The organism is Bacillus sp. ISL-41 (assembly GCF_018613235.1).
Classification (GTDB): domain Bacteria; phylum Bacillota; class Bacilli; order Bacillales; family Cytobacillaceae; genus Mesobacillus.
In genome coordinates, this window is sequence record NZ_JAGGQP010000008.1 from 147,701 (window position 1) to 167,651 (window position 19,951).

Sequence of the window (19,951 nt, forward strand, 5' to 3'; positions counted from 1 at the left end):
GACAATTATTATTCTGCCTATTCATGCTGAAAACTTAAGAACATCCTCAAGTATAAGATTTCCGCCCTGTCCATATCTAATTTTCATTCATATATTAATAAGACGAAATAATTTTCAGGGAGTGATTAAATTGAGTGACAATCAACAAAAGCCAAACCCAATCCCAAATAGTCTTGTTGACCTGTTTGTAACAGACATCCTGCAGAAAAACGGTATTAGCAAAAAGGATATAAAGGATAAGATCACGGATGATAAGAAAATGGCCATAAAAGAATTAGTTGAAGACTTAAGCAAGCAAGTGGAGTCATTCGTCAATGCTAACAGCAAGCCTAAAAAAGATTCAGAGAAAAAATAATAGACTAACCCCCAGACACCCTATAAATGGGTGTCTATTTTTTCAAAATGGGACTCTATTTAGGGTATATACACAAGCTATCCGAAGGTTTCATTAATAAGATATTCCATACTAGATTAAAAGGAGTGAAAGCAATGTCAAACTATTATCATGATCACCATAAACCGCACCATTCTGGTAAAAGCTGCAAGAAAAAAGCAGATGTGGAGCAGGAGGCAATCCAGTTGGAGTATACCGAGCAGGACTCTGATGAATTAATTTGGGTTAAAGACTCTTGCAACATCAAGGTTCATACTACCGATACACAAGCTGCGGTTTCCTTGCAGGTTGCCCTTCAGTTAGCTATCGCATTAGTCATCAGCATCACAATTGGCGATTCTGATCAAGGCCAGTACGTCGCCCAGCAGCTAATTCAGGAAATGGGCACTGAACAGTCGAACACACAGAAAATCATCATCAATAATTCCAAAGATGTCAACGTCACTACCACTGATACAGATGTAGCAGTCAATGTTCAGGCATTACTGCAGGTTCTGGTTGCCCTCGTTGCTGAATTGGACATTCTGTAATCTATTAAATCTTGAAAGAGGTGAAAATGATGAGCAAAGAAAAAAAATGGAGAGCAATGGATCATTGTGACACTGGAAAGGGAAATGAAGCGGATGTGACGCAGGAAGCCGATCAAAAAATGGTCACAAAGCAACAGTCTTTTGAATGGATTATCATCAAAGATTCAGAATGCATTGATGTCCACACAACTGATACTCAGGCTGCCATCTCCCTTCAACTTGGACTCCAGGCTGCAATTGCTGCTGTCATTAGCATTGCGATTGGGGATTCTGAGAAAGGTAAAGCTGTCGTCAATGAAATCAAACAAGTAATCAAAACTAAACAGCGAAATACACAAAAAACCATTATTGAAGGTTCAAAACATGTTGAGGTCAAGACAACTGATACTGATATCGCCGTGAATATCCAGGCGCTCCTGCAGATTCTGGTTACCCTGGTTGCCAAGCTGGATATTCTATAATATCCCCTCATTTTTGACCAAAAAAGATCAGCCTGCAGACATTTAAAACAGTCTGCAGGCTGTTTGATTTGTGAGTCAATTGTACATAAAACGCAGCATAGCGCCGGCTGCCAGTCTGCTTGTCATATCCCGGAAGTCTTTCGATGGATCTATTTCTACGATATCCATCGCCTTAACTTTTTCATGGGAAGCGGCAGCGGCGATACTCGCTAGTAATTCCCTGCTGGTTATCCCACCCGGTCCAATTGCCGGGCAACCTGGCGCGAAAGCCTGATCTACGACGTCCATGTCAACAGATAAGTAGATAAAATCTACTAATTCAGCTAGTCTTTCCAGTTCCTTTTTTATGATTGGGATTATTCCTGTAATCTCTATATCTTCCATTGTATAGACAGAAATCCCGTTATCCTTTGTATAATCATGATATTCCTTCGCGTTCGCATAATCTCGAATCCCTATCTGGACAAGATTGCCACCCTTCAGGTGACCACCATCAATAAGACTTCGGAATGGCGTGCCATTTGTCCGTCCGCCATCAACCAGGTTCCTTACATCATGATGTGCATCCCATTGAATAACCCCTACTTCACCGTAATGTTCCTTGAAAGCGCGTATGGAAGGATAGCTGATACCGTGGTCACCACCCAGCATGATATACCTTTGACAGGCGTTCTTTTCAAGCATCTCCCCAACACTGATATGCAGTCTCTCGATGGATTCCTCCAAATCAGTGGGATGGGTATGCACATCGCCAAAGTCAATGATGCTAATCCCCTTGTAATCTTTCTCTTTTTCACCTGAAAAAGTGGAGAATGAACTCATGCTTGCCCTGATTGTTTTCGGCGCATCTGAAGCCTGTGATAAAGAAATCGATGTTTTAGAGAAGGGAAGACCGATTAAGCCAATGTCCCCTTTCTCACCTTCTGAATAAGGTATAAGACACTCATTTACCTTCGTGACAAATCGATCCTTGAAAACCGCAGGCTTACCGGGCTGAAGATAACTGAATTTCACCATAAGCGGTCCTTTCCCAAAGTTTTTTACCAGAATGGAAAACACTTTGTGCGTGATTCACACCGAAGTGGTACGGAATATATTTATAGTTAGGAACATCCCAGATGACCAAATCTGCTGATCGACCTTCTGCTAATGTCCCTGCCTCGGATGCTTTTCCGATTGCATGCGCAGCATTGACTGTGACGGCATTCCAGATTTCTTCCGCAGACATTTTCAGCTTCAATGCAGCCAATGACATAATCATCTGCAGGTTTTCAGTAACACAGCTTCCCGGATTGAAATCTGTCGCTAAAGCGACTGCCGCACCCTCATCAATCATCTTTCTCGCACGTGCGTAGTGGTCCTTCCCGAGGTAAAATGTCGTTCCAGGCAATAACACAGCGACTGTATCCCCTTCGCTGAGCTGTCTGATTCCTTCATCGGAGGCTGCAACCAGGTGGTCTGCACTTGCAGCTCCAAGTGACACCGCCAGTTCAGTGCCTCCAAGCGGATCAATTTCATCAGCGTGGATCTTCAAGCCAAATCCCTTTTCTTTTGCCAGTTGTAGAAACTTCCTTGACTGTTCGATGGTAAATACACCTGTCTCGCAAAAAATATCGACAAACTCGGCAAGTTCGGCATTCTTGATATCATCGAACAACTTTGCCATTTCTTCCAGGAACTCATCTTCTTTCCCTTTAAAACCTGGCGGAACAGCGTGCGCGCCGAGGAATGTCGAAACGACAGAAACGGGGTACTTTTCCTTTAATTTTCGGACCACTCTCAGCTGCTTGATCTCTGTATCTGCATCCAGGCCATATCCACTTTTAGCTTCCAGAGTCGTGACCCCGTAAGAAATCATTCTCTCCAGATGGAAGGAAGCTTTTTCAAACAATTCTTCCTCTGTCGCTTTTTTAGTAGATCCTACCGTGGATAAAATTCCGCCTCCCTGAGCGAGGATTTCTAAGTAAGGTACTCCAGCTTGCTTCAAGGATAGTTCATGTTCACGAGATCCTCCAAAAACCAAATGAGTATGAGGATCAACGAGACCAGGGGAAACAACCTTTCCCTGTGCGTCGATTTTTTCGGAAGCTTTAAGTGCTCCGGCTTCAGCATTCGAACCCAGCCAGGCAATTTTCCCATCCAGGATTCCCATTGCTGCGTTCTCACGTATGTTCAGCTCTTTCATGGCATGCCCCTTTAGTGGCTTGTCAGAGCTTTTGGGTAAAATAAGCTGGCCGATATTATGAATAATCAAATCGTATGTCAATCTTCTCCACCCTTTCTTTCTAAAATCAGGCTGTTGATTTCTGTTCAATATATATTTCATTTACCCCAAATACTGCTAGTTACATTTCAGGGAGCATCGGGATATCGACGCCTTTTTCTTTCGCTGTTTCGATCGCTTTGTCATAGCCTGCATCTGCGTGGCGGGCTACGCCCATTCCGGGATCTGTAGTCAGTACTCTTCTAAGCCTTTCTTCAGCAAGGTCTGTGCCATCAGCCACTACGACCATTCCTGCGTGAAGGGAATATCCCATGCCTACGCCGCCGCCATGATGGACAGAGATCCAAGAGCCACCAGCTGCGACGTTGACAAGTGCATTGAGGATCGCCCAGTCACCGACTGCGTCGCTGCCATCTTTCATTGCTTCTGTTTCGCGATTTGGAGAGGCAACGGACCCACTATCTAAATGGTCGCGTCCAATTACGATCGGCGCTTTCAATTCACCTTTTCGAACGAGTTCATTGATTGCCAATCCCATTTTCACTCGCTCACCATAGCCAAGCCAGCAAATCCGTGAAGGCAGACCCTGGAATTCCACCTTTTCCTGGGCCATGTCAATCCAGCGCTGAAGGGCTTCATTTTCCGGAAAAAGCTCCTTGATCAATTCATCTGTCCGGTGGATATCAGCCGGATCTCCTGATAAAGCTGCCCAGCGGAACGGTCCTTTTCCTTCACAGAACAGGGGCCTGATATAAGCAGGAACAAAACCAGGGAAATCAAAAGCATGCTCCTCCCCCTGATCCTTGGCAACCTGACGGATGTTATTGCCGTAATCAAATGTAACTGCACCTCTCCGTTGGAATTCAAGCATGGATGCCACGTGCTTAGCCATTGAGAAAGATGATTGCTTTACATACTCTTCAGGATTTTCCACGCGAAGTTTAGCTGCTTCCTCCAAAGTAAGACCAACGGGAATATATCCATTTAGCGGGTCATGTGCAGAAGTCTGGTCCGTTACAATATCAACTCTAAAATTCCTGGACAATAATTCAAGATGGACTTCGGCTGCATTTCCGACCAGACCGATTGATAGAGCTTCTCCTTTATGCTTGGCTTCCTTAGCCCACTCAATGGCTTCATCAATTGAATGTGTCATCCTGTCGCAATATCGGGTATCAATCCGCTTTTGGATCCGTTCTGGATCGACCTCTACAGCAATACACACCCCATCGTTCATCGTGACTGCGAGAGGCTGCGCTCCACCCATGCCTCCAAGTCCAGCTGTCAACGTAATAGTATTTTTCAAGGTGCCGCCAAAGTGCTGTCTCGCAACCTCGGCAAATGTTTCATATGTGCCCTGAAGGATTCCCTGTGAACCAATATAAATCCAGCTTCCTGCAGTCATTTGTCCGTACATCATCAAGCCTTTTTTATCAAGTTCATGAAAATGGTCCCAATTCGCCCATTTAGGTACCAGTACAGAATTAGAAATTAATACTCTTGGTGCTGCCTTATGCGTTTTGAAAACAGCGACAGGTTTACCTGATTGAACAAGCATCGTCTCATCATTTTCCAGCCTGCGCAGCGTTTCAACAATTGCGTCGAATGCCTCCCAGTTCCGTGCCGCTTTGCCAATTCCGCCGTATACAACTAGATCCTCCGGCTTTTCAGCGACCTCTGGATCAAGATTGTTATAAAGCATCCTCAATGCAGCTTCTTGCTCCCATCCCTTACATTCAAGTTCAAGACCTTTTTTTGCTTTAATATTGCGTTTTGCTTCAATCGCCATTTTTTCCACTCTCCTCAATTTTCAAATTTCAAACCAGGCTTTCCTGTCTTTTTATAGCTGTCCACTGCGGTTTATTTTTTTTTAGCCATTCTGCAAGTCTTTCGATATCTTCAGAGAAAATTCTGTCCTCAGTAATGGAGGGAACTATTTTTCTTGCTTCCTCATAGAAGCCCCTTGTATTAGGTGACATTTTATCAATACCACGATATTGGACTGCCTGCAGGGCACAAATACATTCAATTGCCAGAACGCGCCTAACGTTTTGGATGATACTGTGTGCATGACGGGCAGCAATCGTTCCCATGCTCACATGATCCTCCTGATTGGCAGAGGATGGGATGGAATCCACGCTAGCAGGATGAGCGAGAGTCTTATTTTCAGAAACTAGTGACGCAGCGCTGTACTGCATGATCATCGCACCAGACTGAAGTCCCGGTTGTGGACTCAAGAATGGAGGCAGGTCATTTAGTTGCGGGTTTACCAATCTTTCAATCCTTCTTTCAGAGATACTTGCAAATTCAGCAACTGCTATTTTCATAAAGTCCATCGCAATCGCTATTGGCTGCCCATGGAAATTGCCTCCCGAAATGACGGTTTCTCCACCATCAAAAATCAGCGGATTATCCGTTGCCGCATTCATTTCAATCTCCAGCTTTTCTTTTACATAATCAAGCGCCTGCCACGAGGCACCATGTACCTGAGGAATGCATCTTAGTGAATAGGCATCCTGGACTCTTTTTTCACCCTGTCGTGTCGTCAGCTTACTTCCAGCCAATAAATCTCTCATGCGCTCCGCTACATCCATTTGCTGCTGGTAGCCGCGCGCTTCTTGAATCGCAGGATGGAATGCGTCAATGACACCTTCAAGACCTTCCATTGTCAGGGCAGCGATCCACTCTGACTGATGGGCCAGATCATTTGCTTCAATCCAGTTGACAACACCCATTGCCGTCATTGCCTGAGTTCCATTTATCAGGGCAAGACCTTCTTTCGCCTGCAGTACAATTGGCTCAAGCCCTTCTTTCTTATAAGCCTCTTCTGTTGCACAAACCCTTCCCTCATAAAACACTTTGCCCTCACCTAACAGTACTAGTGCCAGATGTGATAACGGCGCCAAATCACCCGAAGCGCCAAGCGAGCCTTGCTGCGGGACAACCGGGTGGATCTGCAGGTTGAGCAATTCCTTCAGCCTCTCAGCGATTACCGGCCTGATCCCGGAAAACCCTTTAATCAAGGCATTGAGCCTGAGTAAGACCATCGCTCGGGAAACGACCTCTGGAAATGGCTCCCCAACTCCGCATGCATGTGACCTGATCAAGTTTAACTGCAGGGCATTGACATCCTGTTCATTAATGATGACATCACTAAATTTGCCGAATCCTGTATTGATTCCATAAATCGTACGCTTGTCGGCTACAATTTTCTCTACGGCTTCCCTGCTTTCAGAAACCTTCTTCATACTATCGGGACTGATAGCGACTACCTCGTCGAGATAACAAACCTGTCTGATTTGCTCCAAAGATAACGTTTCACCTGTTAAAACAACCATTTTCGTAACCTCCTGATCACTGGATAAAATAAAAAGGAGACGACAATGGCATACTTAAACCATCATCGCCTCCTACTGACTAGTGGACTATAGGCAATGCAACTTTATATATGATTGATTCCTAAACCAACCGTTTCGTGTTCAGACCCCTTTACAGGAGCGCCAATCGTTCCATAAAAAGCGACAGCAATCCATTCTCCTTCTTTTTCATCGGTAAAAGGTGTTCCACGGACAACGGCAAAACGAAGGCCGACAGTACGGCTCATTTCACCAATGGAAAGATGCCCCCGCGTGACCCCCTCCATGCCTTCCATAATCGCATGGTATAGTGCATGGGTTTCACGGTACAAATTTGGATGTATGAGACCATGGCGCTTGGCAGCAGTTTCCACTGCGGAAATAACTTTCTGCATATTCATCGATCCAACTTTTCCAAGGCAATAGCTTACATCTTTTAAGGAATCCTGAAAAAAAACCATTTCTTCTTCCGTAAAAGATGCCAGCAGGATCGCTGTTTTCCCAATCGCAATTTTGCTCATGACAAACCCCGTTTTCTGAATTTTAACTATTGACTAATAACTTATATTAATTTTATGTTTCCCCATCGCTAATGTCAACCTATATGGTAAATTTTAGTATTCTAATATAGTAGTATGATACCATGTTAAAGCATTGAAAAAAGCGCCAACAGGCGCTTTTTGTTATTTATTTTCTAAAGACTCTGCAAGCCTGAAAAGAAAGCCGTAGATCAGATTATAAGCATCTCTGATCAATAGATCTTCCCTGTAACCGTCCAGCCCATTCAATGCGAAATTCAGGCTCCATACTCCCTCATTGGCATCGAACATCAGATCATACCTAGACCCCTCACCATGAAGGTTCTCCTCCAGGTATTTCTTGATGCCAGATTCATATTTCTTCTGAAGCTTAAGTCCCAGCATAACGTCATATGTTCCGAACACATCATCTTTTTCTAGACTGACGGCATCAACACCGATCAGGTCAAACCATTTGGATTCCAAATACATGAATTCATTTTTCCGCTCTTTAAAATAAGCAATTGGCTGATTCAGGAACTTAAATGATTCTTCACCCAGGAACTCTTCAGTTTCTTTGTTTCCTCTCTCAACATAAGCATCCGCAAAACGAGCATCTGATTCTAATTCTTTTACTTCAACTCCATGAAGCAGTCCTTGACGCACTGCATATTCTTTTTCTTCATTATGTAATTCAACGGGATTCTTCTGAATTGTTATATACTTCTCGACCTGGTTCTTTAACATATTTATTGCCTCCATATTTATTTAGCTGCTATTTATATTGAATGGTAATTGGGCAAATAGCAAATATTCTAGATCAGGTTTCCCAAAAACCAATGAAGAATTTCGTCTATATGGTCACATCCCCATACAAACCACTGCTTTTCCCCATATCCTGTTAGTACATCACCACTCTATAAGAAAGGAGAGGCGCGTTTAATGAATTATTATTACAAAGATGATCATCGGCCAGACGATGATTACGATCATAAAAAGGAAAAGTCGAAACACCGTGATAAAGAGAAGCACAAAGACTGGGATGACCATAAAGATTGGAAGAAACAGAAGGATAAAGACAAACACAAGGATTGGGACGATGACAAACATGATTGCGGCTGTCAAAAAGGCCATCATGATGAAAAACATTCACATCACTGTGTATGCAAAAAGGTAAGGGATATAAATGAAGCACAACACAAGGTAAAACAAAAGAGTCATGGTTGTGACGTCAGCTGCGAAAGATCAATCAGAGAGCTTTTGAATCAATGCAAACAGTCCAACTATGATACAATCCCGTTCAAATTATTATGCGGATGCAGCAAAGGGGATTGCGAGACTTTCGTAGGTACTGGCGTGGTTAAAATCGGTGGCTGCTTTTATGACATCAAGTCTTCTTTTTTCCGAGTAGTTGACTTTACGAAGGGATCCAAATGCTGTGCGATCCTCGAGTTGCTCTGTCCGGAACGATGCAAAGGTAAGCACCATGGGATTGAGGGATTCGTTAGAACTGGTGCATGCTTCGAAGTCGACTTAAAAGATTTTGTCGGTATTACCTGCTTCCCGCCTGTAAAAGCGAAGAAGATGGATCCAAAGAAACTGTTATGCTCTGGACATTGATTTCCTGAATAGAAAAAACAATCACCCCACTTCTATGTGGGGTTCCGTTTTGTGTCAAATACTCAGCACTTGTCCCGAGTTCTATTAACCTCACTCCCTTGAAATTAAAAATATGTGATTGCCCTCTATCATTCGTCTATTCATTTACAGTTGTACTGGCATATAAAATAGTAAGTCAAAAGAAAGGAGCAGACTTTTACTGTTTCTTACTGCTTTTGATTAAAAAAAAAGGAGTGAAAGATATGAAGAGAAATACAGGTTGCAATTCAAACCATGGCTGTCCGCCACAGCTTTCATGTGATGAAGCTAAAACACTTCGGGTTGATTGCGATAATGATTCTTACTATCCTTATGGCAATTATCTTCAGTACCCAGTCGCTGACATTGATGTTGCATTAGCAGAAGTGGAGCTGCAGGTAGAAGTTGAAAGTGACATTGAACTGCCAACTGCCGCACGTGAGATCAAACACATGCGCAGGAATGTATCCCTGACACAATGTAAGGCAATCCGTTCAGCAATGGACTATGACAAGGTAAAACTATATATTTCTGGTGTTGTTCACAAGAATATCCAATATGTTGAGCAATGCAGCGGAGTATTGAGGGACTACAGTGTCGATGTACCATTTACTTGCAGTCAGGCTGTCAAAGTTTACAATTATCCTGATTATGAACACTTGAGCCAAAAGAACACAGTATATGAAAGAAGGTTCATTGACAAGAAAGGCCATGGTGCCGATAATTGCACATCTGGAGCATACACGTATGAGTACTACAATGAGCCAATCGACTGCAAACTGCTAGCATCTTTTGTCAATGACCTGGATCTTTACAAAGATTTTGACAACTGGGGCAGATTCAGCCGAATCACCGAGAAGATGGAAGTCGGCTTATTCTTCAAATTGCTTCAGAAGCAGCAGGTTAACCTGGGTTATTGCTATGGCGGCAAAGAAGAAGAATCCTCCTCTTCATGTGACTCAGGCTATAAGATGGAACATCAGCCAAAAAGCATGAAGGACAGGATGAAAGATTTAATGAAACGCAATGAAGGTTAACACATGAGCAAGGGTGTCTCATCTGAGGCACCCTGTTCTTCCTTTATAGAGAAAGCAGCTTTTGTAAGTCCAGACATTGTTTTTGATAGAGACCAATTTTCATTCTTGCCATACCCTGGAACATGACTCTGTCGTTTTGGATGAATTGTTCATTCCATATACAATGCAAACCCGATAGGCTGAAATCCACTTTTTCCGCTAATTTCTCGCTATATTCGCGGGTATACCCTTCTTCCATACCAAGATTTGAAGTGAATAAATATTCCTTGCTGTCCTTGAAAGAAAGTTCAGGCTGATGAATCCAGTCTACGGAAATGATTTTCTTCCATGGGATGTGTATCTTAAGTGAATGCATCGTCCCTTTATCGTCAGTACTTACATAATCAATGTCTAAGAGAAGGGTTCCTTTGGTGAATAAGCTGGCTGATGGCAGTAATACTTCAGCATCAATGGAGTGAAGTGAACACTCAACATTAGAAACCGTGGAGATTGGCCTGGAGAGGCTGAATGTATCAAATATGTCTATCTCGAGATCCACATCTGCCAGCTGTAAAGGAAGCCTCACCTTTGTCATTTCTGTTTTCATATTTTTCCCACTGTATGCGGCTGTAGCTAATTTAATAGATTCCGAGGAAGATTCAGATGATTCATAATGATAATCTGCGGATTCATCAAGTTCTTCATTGTAATAAAGTTCATCACCGGACTCTGAAAAAGCCAATAACTGATTGTCACTTTCATCAGGAAGAACGCTGGACTCCTCTAACATTATTTCACTAGAGGATTCCTCATAATCTTCCTGACTTGCCTCCTCTATTAGATCCTCTCTGTCACTAATGATTTCTAGCAGCTCGCTTGACTCTTCCTCTTCTATTGTAAACTGTCTTTTTGAAGAAGAAGGCTTTTCTTCAACACTTTTAATAACAGGAGGAGCGAGGATCAATGGCTTTCCCGAACTCTTACCTTGAGGCGGTAATCTCGTATCATTGAAATTCTCGCCTAAATCCTTATCGATTTCTTCAAAAATTCTCTCCATTTCTGAATCACCATCTGAACTCCCGCGGCCCAATGAATTATTTCCCCAATTGCCCTGAAACAGATTCATTTCGTGAAACGTTCTACTTCTGTTTTCCATCTTCAATGGAAGGGTCTGCTTTTATTGCAACCTATCCCTACCCTCCTTTCGCTATAGCCGTAAAACATAAAGGGGCATATACTGTTGGTGTCTAGTATATTCCCCCGCCTTTTATCTAATATTTATTCTGATTCGTCATAACAATCTGGATCATTTGTTGCTGAAGAAACGCGGATTTGCTGATTTTGAAGTACACGTACAGTGAAATCGATGACCATTTTCTCTTCAATCGTCTGGAAATATCCTTCATCGATTGGTGAAGATGTCGGTAACGGCTGACGGTCAATCGCTTCATCCCATTCAATGATCTGGCTGGATACTAATTCACAGAAAGGCAATTCATTATAATGCTGTGAGCTTTCCTGGTGGAACTGGCTCAAGTCGCTAGTCAGCAATTCATCTTTTTCCGGGAATCCAGTTGACAAAGGTTTTGAAACGAAGAAATCAAATTCCTTCCTGTTGTTCACTTGCGGCATTACTGGATGGGAAAGGAAATTCTTCACCTCTGTTACTACCTGGAACGGAATATCGACTGTATAAGAGTGCAGGTCAGAAGCTACGGATGAAGATGATGAAGCTTCAATTTCCTGGCTCGGGCTTGCATATTGGATGTTCTTTCTGACAAACCCTTTGATAAATAATTTATTCGTCGGCAACAGCAGTCTGCATTGAGTCAATTTAATCCGCTTTTTAATATCCTTAATCTCAAGCACCGGTTCTGGGAAATTAATCATCGTATCCAGATTCACGTGCAGAGTCAGTTCCGCAAGAACGACTGGAACTTTTGTTACGACCTTTCCAAGGCTTACATGTGGATGGTGGTGTCGAGGTGAGCATTCAAAATGATCAGTTGAAGGCTTACACTCGAAATCAGGCTTTTTATTTTTATCTGGTTCAAACATACATGGCTCCTCCTTAAACTCCTTAGAGTGAAGATGTTTTATCCTATGCGCTTCGACTTTTTGGGTCTAGGCGATTGCCCTTATGCAAAGAGAAATTTCAATGCAGGTATCCGGTGTAAACCCTTTATTTATTTGTGATGTACTGGCCAAACACCCACTTAAAAAATTTTTTGACACTTTGTTTGCTTCTATTGTTAATTAGCAAAAAGTGTTAATCGTGAATATGTATGAAGCATAAAGAAAAAACATGGCGGCTCCAGATTTTTCTGGACTTCGCCATGCTTTTATCATCTTGCATAATACTGGATAATTGAGTTCTGCTATTTCTTAATCTCCATCGAAGAGATCAGAGATATCGATTTGCTGGTTTTGATAAACTCTCACACGGAATTGCAGGAATGTTTTTTCAATGATTGTTTGGAATGTTCCTTCCTCGAATGGTCCATTATTAGGCAGCGGATAACGGTCGATTGCTTCATCCCATTGAACAATGCTGCTTTCCACTAATTCACAAAATGTGATTGGATTATAGTTTTGAGTGCTTACCTGATGGAATTGAGACAAGTCGCTTGATAGCAATTCATCCTTCTCAGGGAATCCATGTCCTAGCTTCTGAGCTCTGAAGAAATCAAATTCATCACGAGTATTCGCTACAGGCAAAATTGGTCCTCTAATGAAGCGATCGCGTGTCAGGACAGTTACACACTCAAAAGGTACATCAACAGTCAAAGAGCGCATTTCTGATGATACACAATCACTCTTAGCGTGAGGGCAAGGTGTAGCATACTGGATATTCTTCCGGACGTAGCCTTTGATGAACAACGGGACGCCTGCTGCCGGGAATGTAGTTCCTAGAAGCAATCTGCATTGGACAATTTTCACCCGCTTTTTAATATCCTTAATTTCAAGTACTGGGTCTGGGAAGTGGATTTCCGCAACAAGATGATCTGATACTCTCACATCAGCCAGTGTTACAGCAAGGTTGGCAAGAGGGCCTACTCCAGCAGGAACTGCCCTAACATTTTCGCATTCCGACATTGAAGCAGATTTATTCACATTCACACAACCACGTGAACCTTTATGTTCATTAGTCATTCATATTTCCTCCTTTTAAATTTCTTATACAATTTATCCTATTCCTGCTATTTTTTTTGGACTAGATGAATGAATCAGAACAAATGCGGATTTTTCGCATTCTTTGAATTTTACACGATTGAAATTCTTTAATTCTATAATCAATGGGTACTTGCACAATTGAACATGCTTTCTGCATAGGATTCAAAAGGAGGAGGATAAAATGAACAATTATAATTATTTTGCAGTCGATATAGGGAACAGCTGGTATAAAGTCCTGGCCTCTGACCATGGAGAGCTCAGGGAATACCAAATGCCAAACGCCATCGCATTGTACGATGATGAGTTTTATGAAAAGCCCTATGACGAGGAAGATATTAATCTCGAGGAAAACTTGATCGTAGAGATAAAAAGCCCGGCGATCACAAACAAAAGAGAAATTTTTTACGCAGGAAAGGCGGCTGCCAAGCAAAGGAATGTCAGCCTGACCGCAAGCAATAATCAGAAAGCTGACGAAGACCGCACCTATATCCTTCTGTTTGCCGCTGCAGCCTACCATGCTTCCATCATAAATCCAAACGATATTGAACTAAACTATTGTATTGACCAATTAGCTGTATCTCTACCAACTACACAATATAAGGAGAGAAAAGAATTACTGAAGCAGCGCTTGATTGGCAGCCATACCATCACACTCCATAAGGTGCCGGGAATTCCTGAGCCAAAAGAGCTTATTGTCAAGTTGGAAATCAAAGATGTAATTGTTGGCGCTGAGGGAGCCTGTGCCTATTTAGGTTTAATTCGGGACATTGACACATTGACAATCAAGGACGATACCCTCGTAAAGGACTCCAAGAAAGGAATCATCATTGGTGATCTTGGCGGGGATTCAGTAGATTTCGTTGGAATCAAGAACAGTAAGCCTGTAGCCTCAGTTGAAGGTGATCATTTTGGAATCAATTTATTTTTGGATACAATTATAAAAAAAGTAAGCAAGAACGAATTATACACTTTTGACTCAAGGTCAGAGCTTGAAGAAAAACTTTTCGCCGGCCAATCAGAATGGTATGTCGAACCATTTGCCGGTGTCAGGAAAGATATCAGTAAGTACGTGATCCCTCAATTGAGGATCATGGCTATAAAATACCTTGAGCACTTTGACCGTGCCAGGAGCAGTTCAAGCGAGATCAAGGGGGCATCCCGCTACATCGCAGTTGGCGGTGCAGCAAAACTTGCCCAGAAGCAAATCCAGGAAGCTGCAGTTAGATGGGCTGATAAGGGGCGCCCGATTGAACTGACTTTTCCAGAGAACCTGGAAAAACTGAACGTCTTCGGACTCATGATTTTAGCCAAAATGAACCAACTTAAAAAACAACATGAGAATACCGAGGAACTAATTTCCATTGAAGGATGATCGGTATGTCAAACACCTATACGGATTATGTAAATAAGATCGCGATAACAGTCCCTGAACGATATATTGATGTCAAAACAGGTGAGTCGTATTCAGTTTCACCAAAAATTGAGGAGCAAATCGAATATCATGCCGATAACAGTTCGCTAGGCCATCTTGTTCTTTCAGCCCTTCATCATTACCTGAATCCCAAACCGGCATTGAATGGGGGCTCTGCTGAAATTCTCCAGCAGCTAGCAGACATTCGATCGATGCTTGAAAATGGCGCCTATCTACTCCAGCCGCCTGTTAAGGCAAGAACCGTGAAAGAACAAACAGAAGCTGCAAAATTACTCAACATGAAGGAAGTTGAAGATATCCTTGAAGCATTCGGGGGCTAATCATTGGAAAAATAAAGGACGGTACTCATGTACTCGTCCTTCACTTTTGGAAGGGGTCTTTTAATAATTTCTGCTTAAATTGGTCTGATAGATCATTCTTTAATTATGCTTGAAACAGTCGAGAGTATTCCTGGTTAGTGACGGACTAGAATTCATGATCTGTGATTTGTCTGAATCTTTACAAATACAAATCGCTAAAACATGCTCATATTATACCTTGCAGACATTCTTTCAAGCAGTTTAATTCCGCCAATGCTATTCCCTTTTTCATCCAGGGCCGGCCCTAAGATGCCAATCCCGAATCTGTTTGGAACAGAACCCATAATACCGCCTGATACACCACTTTTTGCAGGAATACCAACCCTGACAGCGAACTCTCCCGAAGCATTATACATACCACAAGTAACCATGAACGTTTTACACAGGCGAGCGACATGTGCAGGTATCAACCGGCGATTCGTGACCGGCTCCAAACCATCCATTGCGAAAACACATCCAATACGTGCAAGGTCCAGACAGTCCATTTCAATTGCACATTGTTTCGTGTACACCTTTAACAATTCTTCAACATCCTCATCAATCACGCCATGCTGCCTTAAAAAATAACATAAGGCCCTATTCAGATCAGAAGTTTCATATTCAGACTGAGCAACTTCCTCTGAATAACCAATTGAAGAGTTGCCTGCCAGTTCCTGGATGAATGAAAGAATTCGTTCAAAGCGCTGATCGGCATCATTTCCTTTAATCATATGAGTAACTGCCAATGCGCCTGCGTTAATCATTGGATTCAACGGTTTTGAAGGACTGAATTCCAGCTTGACAATTGAATTGAAAGGATCGCCAGTTGGTTCATAACCCACTTTGTCAAAAACTGCTTCTTCACCGTAATCTATCAGGGCAAGCGCAAGTGTCAATACTTTTGAAACACTTTGCAAAGTCAATTTCTGCTGTATGTCCCCGGCCGAAACACAAGTTCCATCATCATGAAAAATAGCCACTGACAACTCTTCTGGATTCGCTTTCGCCAATGCAGGGATGTAATCTGCCACCTTCCCGCCGTCAGTGTATTTTTTTGCTTCTTGTACAAGTTCATTCAATTCATCAGTCGTTCTGCAAGGCATAAATTACTCCCCCGAATCATTAATTTTGAACAATTACCAACTCGCATTCCTGTTAACCGCCTTTTCCATAGAAAAAGGCAATGGTATGAACATTGCCAAATTTTAAGAATTTAAGCATAAGTTAAAAACGGCCTGACTTCAATATAGAATAAATAATCCATAAAAACATTCCGAATGCAATGATAAATCCTACTTCGATTGCCGGTACGCTTGTCAGTATAGTATTATTGCCAAAAGTTGCGCCGACAATCAGACCAAGCACAACAATACTAAAGGCAAGCAGTGTTAAACTGAAAGATACCTGGTTGCTGATCCGGTCAAATTTATGAAGAATCCGATTGATTTCCGATAAGCTGATTTCGAATTTCAAATCTCCTTTGGAAGCCTGATCCAAAACAGTTTCGACCTGATTCGGAATATTGGTGAATGTATCAGATAAGTTCTCCGCATTATTCCAAAGCCTTTTGCCCATTTTAATCGGATCATACCGTTCCCTCATTATCTGTTCTCCATAAGGCCTGGCTAACTTAATCATATCAAGGTTTGGATCGATTTCAGAAATGATGGCTTCAATCGTGATTAAGGCTTTCCCCATCATCGTCATTTCCTTCGGCAGGATAATCCGATGTTCCTGTGCCGCAGCAAAAAGCTCCTTGACCGTCAAACCCAAGCTTAGCCCTTCTTTTGATGACCATTCAACCGTTTTCCTTATTCCATCTACCCGGTCATAAAAGTGCTGTTTATCAATATCGGATGGAACATAAGCCATACGGAAGACAGACCTGACGATCCGGTGGGTGTCCTCCTGCATAATTCCCATCATCATTGATGCCGAATCATATCTCAAGCTTGCTGAAAGCCGGCCTACTTGTCCAAAATCTATGAAAATAAGCTGTTGAGCTTCTGGATTATAAAGGATATTACCAGGGTGTGGATCACCGTGAAAAAAACCTTCCCTTAGAATTTGGGTTATGAATGCACTTACCAATAAATCAGCGATCCTTCGTTTTTCCTCATTTTTAATAATAATTGTATTCAACTCGTTGAGTTTTATCCCTTCAACCTTTTCCATGGTCAGAATCTGAGGAGTCGAGTATTCATGAAAGATAACTGGGACCTTTATCGATTCGCAATCTTCAAACTGCATTTGAACCATATCCGTATTCCGGGCTTCTTCCGTATAATCCAGTTCCCTGCGGATTGATTCTGACAGCTCTTCAACCATATCAGTGATATTGTAATATTGAGCCCAGTCATAACGCTGCTCGATCAGCCTCGCAATATCCCTTAAAATTTCAAGATCCGTATGGACGGTCTGCTTAATTCCTGGCCGCTGGATCTTCACCATGACAGATTCCCCTGTTGACAAAACCGCTTCATGGACCTGTCCAATCGACGCTGCCGCTACATATCCTTCGTTAAAATATTGGAATACTTCCTCAACAGGCCTGCCAAATTCGTGTTGAAGCTTCTCCTTAATTTCACCTACAGGCACTGGGGGAACCTGGTCCTGAAGCAGCTCCAATTCCTTAACAATCTCTTGAGGAAGCATATCACTTCTGATACTGAGGAGCTGGCCAAGCTTTATAAAAGCGGGCCCCAATTCCTCCAGCATACACCTTATACGGTTACCGGCTTCCCTGGTGTTCCCGCTTTTCACATCTGCAGCGATCCGGTCCTTCAATGACAGGATATGAAACAGCCCTACCTCTTCCAGAACATAGCCAAATCCATATTTTACAAACAATGAAGCTATCTCTCTATATCTATTTAACCGTCTCAATCGGTCCGTCAATTCCATCACCCGCTGCTATTCAATGTCTTTTGAAAATCCAGGCGGAATATTTTCCATTCCGTTTTCAACCTGGTCAATATTATTATTTAACCTGCTATTACGAAGATGCAAAATTTCTTCCTGCAATAATACAAGCTGTGCCTGGACTGTGTCTAATTCTTCCCTTGTTACAAATCCAAGCTCAGTCAGCTGGGTTCTGGCCATTTTCCGGAATTCTTCATTCCATTCACCGCTTTTCGATTCGCCTTTTTTGAAAAAATCACCAAAAATAGTGTCAGCTTCAGCCTGGGTCATATTTCCCTTCTCAACCAGCTTCATAATGGTTTCATCTACCTTTTCCTTACCGGCAACGGCAGCTCCCAGCCCTAACAAAAAACCGCTCTTCAGAAAATTATTCATTAATAGAACCTCCTCTTTTAGAAATCAATTTACTTATTGATACCCCAAAATGTTGAACAATCACCCAAATAAAATAAAAAAGCACCTGTTTATATTTCTGAACAGGTACTTTTGCCATAACGGGTTCCTTGGTCCCACTTTGGCTGCTTAAGTTCTTTATTTACAGTCACAGTTTGATAACATCTGCCTTATTGAGATAAGCCCAGTTTTGGGGAGCCTTCAAACTAAGCTGCCAATATGTTGTTCCATTGAGCTGATATAAATCAATTAATCTGTACTTTTCGATATAGCTGCGGATGTCTTCAAACCAGACGATATGCTCTTCGGTTCCTTTCCAATATCTGAACCATGGTGATCTGGCTGCAGAATCATATTGGATGACCGCACCAACAGAGATACCAAGGTTCTGTGCGTCCAGGACGGAGAGCGCACGATATTGATTGGTTGAAACCACTTTATCATGCCCGTAAAGGGGGAGACCAATTTGCAATTTTTCTCGAGGAATCAAGGTCAATGAATACCTGACAACCAGTGCGATCCACCATAAAGGGGAAATAGGATCAGGCGGTCCTCCCGGATATCCGTAATCAATCGTCATCACGGCCACAATGTCGGCAATCTCCCCAATCGTTTTATAATCATAGGCTCCGATAATTGGATTTGTCGGGATATCTTCAGTCTTAGCATGGACGTTCACATGTAAAATAAGATTGCCCATCGCCGCCTTCAGTTCACGAAGGAAGGAATTAAAATCTTCCCTTTGAGGCGGCGGAATAAATTCAAGGTCGATACTGATTCCGCCATACCCCCGTTGAGTTGCTAAATTAACAAGACTGGCAACGAGGTTCCTGCGGTATGTCGGGGATGACAATACATTGCCGGCCAGCTCTTTACTGAATCCGGCAGCAGTAGTATTTTGGATCAATAATAAAGGGATGATATTTAAATCCCTGCTTTTACGGACAATTGGGGCGTCATCCCCTAAGACATAGGCATATCCTTCTTCTGTGAAGGAAAATGCCACAATAGCAACATAAGTTAGATGAGGAGCCATTTTCTCCAGTTCGGCCAGAAAAGTTTGAGAGGAGCCAGGTACGATGAATCCAAGTGTAGAAAACTGTGGTTCAACAGGGGAAGGAATATTGATGTTCTGGCCAATATACAATCTGTTGGGATCTAGTCCAGGGTTTGCACTGACAATGCTGCTAATACTAGTCTTGAATTGGGAAGAAATTCTCCAAAGTGTATCGCCAGCTTTGATTTTATAATAACGAATTATAGGCTGCTGATCTGGAATATAAAGAGCCAGTCCTGGAATGATTAAACTGGCGGAAGGAAGTCCATTGACATCAACAATACTTTGGGTCGATACACCATAAGTTCTGGCAATTGCCCATAGATTTTCACCCGACCTAACTACGTGGACAGTCATCTGATCACACCTTTTTATTTTTTCCTTTTATAATCATATGGTGTTTAAGATATGATATAGTACTGTCATTTTTAAAAGGTGGCCGTTTCTCAAAGCTTTTTAAGGATCGGCTCCTTTTTATGTCTCCATCACCGCTATGGA

Annotated in this window: 20 protein-coding genes; 7 read left to right on the forward strand and 13 right to left on the reverse strand. The window is 42.4% G+C overall.

Going from position 1 to position 19,951, the window contains the following annotated elements; genetic code table 11:
- The first annotated feature begins 130 nt into the window (after positions 1–130).
- From J7I80_RS04050 to J7I80_RS04060, 3 genes are all read left to right on the forward strand, one after another.
- Positions 131–355, forward strand: a complete 225-nt coding sequence (locus J7I80_RS04050; RefSeq protein WP_214736113.1) for a spore coat protein — start codon at positions 131–133, stop codon at positions 353–355.
- Positions 356–489: 134 nt separating this feature from the next.
- A complete protein-coding gene (locus J7I80_RS04055) occupies positions 490–924 on the forward strand; it encodes a spore coat protein (protein ID WP_214736114.1) in 435 nt (144 codons plus the stop codon).
- A 29-nt stretch (positions 925–953) separates the two neighbouring features.
- Positions 954–1,385 (forward strand): spore coat protein, encoded by a 432-nt coding sequence (locus J7I80_RS04060; protein ID WP_214736115.1) that lies wholly within the window; start codon positions 954–956, stop codon positions 1,383–1,385.
- 75 nt (positions 1,386–1,460) lie between these two features.
- On the opposite strand, the gene hutG is transcribed toward J7I80_RS04060, so the two are convergent.
- The 6 genes from hutG to J7I80_RS04090 form a co-directional block, all read right to left on the reverse strand.
- On the reverse strand, positions 1,461–2,402 hold the full coding sequence (gene hutG / locus J7I80_RS04065) for a formimidoylglutamase (protein WP_214736116.1): 942 nt from the start codon (positions 2,400–2,402) through the stop codon (positions 1,461–1,463).
- Positions 2,371–3,651, reverse strand: a complete 1,281-nt coding sequence (gene hutI / locus J7I80_RS04070) for an imidazolonepropionase (protein WP_251027578.1) — start codon at positions 3,649–3,651, stop codon at positions 2,371–2,373. The genes hutG and hutI overlap by 32 nt, the downstream gene beginning before the upstream one ends.
- A gap of 79 nt (positions 3,652–3,730) precedes the next feature.
- Positions 3,731–5,398, reverse strand: a complete 1,668-nt coding sequence (gene hutU, locus J7I80_RS04075; RefSeq protein ID WP_214736118.1) for a urocanate hydratase — start codon at positions 5,396–5,398, stop codon at positions 3,731–3,733.
- Positions 5,399–5,426: 28 nt separating this feature from the next.
- Positions 5,427–6,947: a histidine ammonia-lyase gene (gene hutH / locus J7I80_RS04080; RefSeq protein ID WP_214736119.1), complete on the reverse strand. Its 1,521-nt coding sequence runs from the start codon at positions 6,945–6,947 to the stop codon at positions 5,427–5,429.
- A 104-nt stretch (positions 6,948–7,051) separates the two neighbouring features.
- Positions 7,052–7,486, reverse strand: a complete 435-nt coding sequence (gene hutP / locus J7I80_RS04085) for a histidine utilization transcription antiterminator HutP (protein ID WP_214736120.1) — start codon at positions 7,484–7,486, stop codon at positions 7,052–7,054.
- A gap of 162 nt (positions 7,487–7,648) precedes the next feature.
- Complete coding sequence (locus tag J7I80_RS04090; protein WP_214736121.1) at positions 7,649–8,230, reverse strand: branched-chain amino acid aminotransferase; 582 nt, start codon at positions 8,228–8,230, stop codon at positions 7,649–7,651.
- Between the two features lie 195 nt (positions 8,231–8,425).
- Here J7I80_RS04090 and J7I80_RS04095 point away from each other — a divergent pair, with 195 nt between their 5' ends.
- Positions 8,426–9,103, forward strand: a complete 678-nt coding sequence (locus J7I80_RS04095) for a CotY/CotZ family spore coat protein (RefSeq protein WP_214736122.1) — start codon at positions 8,426–8,428, stop codon at positions 9,101–9,103.
- A 242-nt stretch (positions 9,104–9,345) separates the two neighbouring features.
- Positions 9,346–10,158, forward strand: a complete 813-nt coding sequence (locus J7I80_RS04100) for a CsxC family protein (RefSeq protein WP_214736123.1) — start codon at positions 9,346–9,348, stop codon at positions 10,156–10,158.
- 43 nt (positions 10,159–10,201) lie between these two features.
- Here J7I80_RS04100 and J7I80_RS04105 read toward each other — a convergent pair whose 3' ends face one another.
- The 3 genes from J7I80_RS04105 to J7I80_RS04115 all read right to left on the reverse strand — a co-directional run bounded on the left by J7I80_RS04105 (position 10,202) and on the right by J7I80_RS04115 (position 13,290).
- Positions 10,202–11,194: a hypothetical protein gene (locus J7I80_RS04105; RefSeq protein ID WP_214736124.1), complete on the reverse strand. Its 993-nt coding sequence runs from the start codon at positions 11,192–11,194 to the stop codon at positions 10,202–10,204.
- Positions 11,195–11,415: 221 nt separating this feature from the next.
- Complete coding sequence (locus J7I80_RS04110; RefSeq protein WP_192471762.1) at positions 11,416–12,195, reverse strand: CsxC family protein; 780 nt, start codon at positions 12,193–12,195, stop codon at positions 11,416–11,418.
- A gap of 327 nt (positions 12,196–12,522) precedes the next feature.
- Positions 12,523–13,290: a CsxC family protein gene (locus tag J7I80_RS04115; RefSeq protein ID WP_214736125.1), complete on the reverse strand. Its 768-nt coding sequence runs from the start codon at positions 13,288–13,290 to the stop codon at positions 12,523–12,525.
- Between the two features lie 202 nt (positions 13,291–13,492).
- Between J7I80_RS04115 and J7I80_RS04120 the strand changes: the two genes are divergently transcribed.
- Together J7I80_RS04120 and J7I80_RS04125 are read left to right on the forward strand one after the other, a co-directional pair.
- Positions 13,493–14,683 (forward strand): ParM/StbA family protein, encoded by a 1,191-nt coding sequence (locus tag J7I80_RS04120; RefSeq protein WP_214736126.1) that lies wholly within the window; start codon positions 13,493–13,495, stop codon positions 14,681–14,683.
- Positions 14,684–14,688: 5 nt separating this feature from the next.
- Entirely contained in the window at positions 14,689–15,063 is a 375-nt protein-coding gene (locus J7I80_RS04125) for a hypothetical protein (protein ID WP_251027579.1), read from the forward strand.
- Between the two features lie 194 nt (positions 15,064–15,257).
- Here J7I80_RS04125 and glsA read toward each other — a convergent pair whose 3' ends face one another.
- From glsA to J7I80_RS04145, 4 genes are all read right to left on the reverse strand, one after another.
- Positions 15,258–16,184: a glutaminase A gene (gene glsA, locus J7I80_RS04130; protein ID WP_214736128.1), complete on the reverse strand. Its 927-nt coding sequence runs from the start codon at positions 16,182–16,184 to the stop codon at positions 15,258–15,260.
- 121 nt (positions 16,185–16,305) lie between these two features.
- Positions 16,306–17,979, reverse strand: coding sequence for an ABC1 kinase family protein (locus tag J7I80_RS04135; RefSeq protein WP_214736129.1), 1,674 nt, complete (start codon positions 17,977–17,979; stop codon positions 16,306–16,308).
- A gap of 15 nt (positions 17,980–17,994) precedes the next feature.
- The gene (locus J7I80_RS04140) at positions 17,995–18,378 is read right to left on the reverse strand and encodes a phasin family protein (protein WP_214736130.1); all 384 of its coding nucleotides are present in this window, start codon (positions 18,376–18,378) and stop codon (positions 17,995–17,997) included.
- A 166-nt stretch (positions 18,379–18,544) separates the two neighbouring features.
- The gene (locus J7I80_RS04145) at positions 18,545–19,810 is read right to left on the reverse strand and encodes a LysM peptidoglycan-binding domain-containing protein (RefSeq protein WP_214736131.1); all 1,266 of its coding nucleotides are present in this window, start codon (positions 19,808–19,810) and stop codon (positions 18,545–18,547) included.
- Positions 19,811–19,951 lie beyond the last annotated feature (141 nt).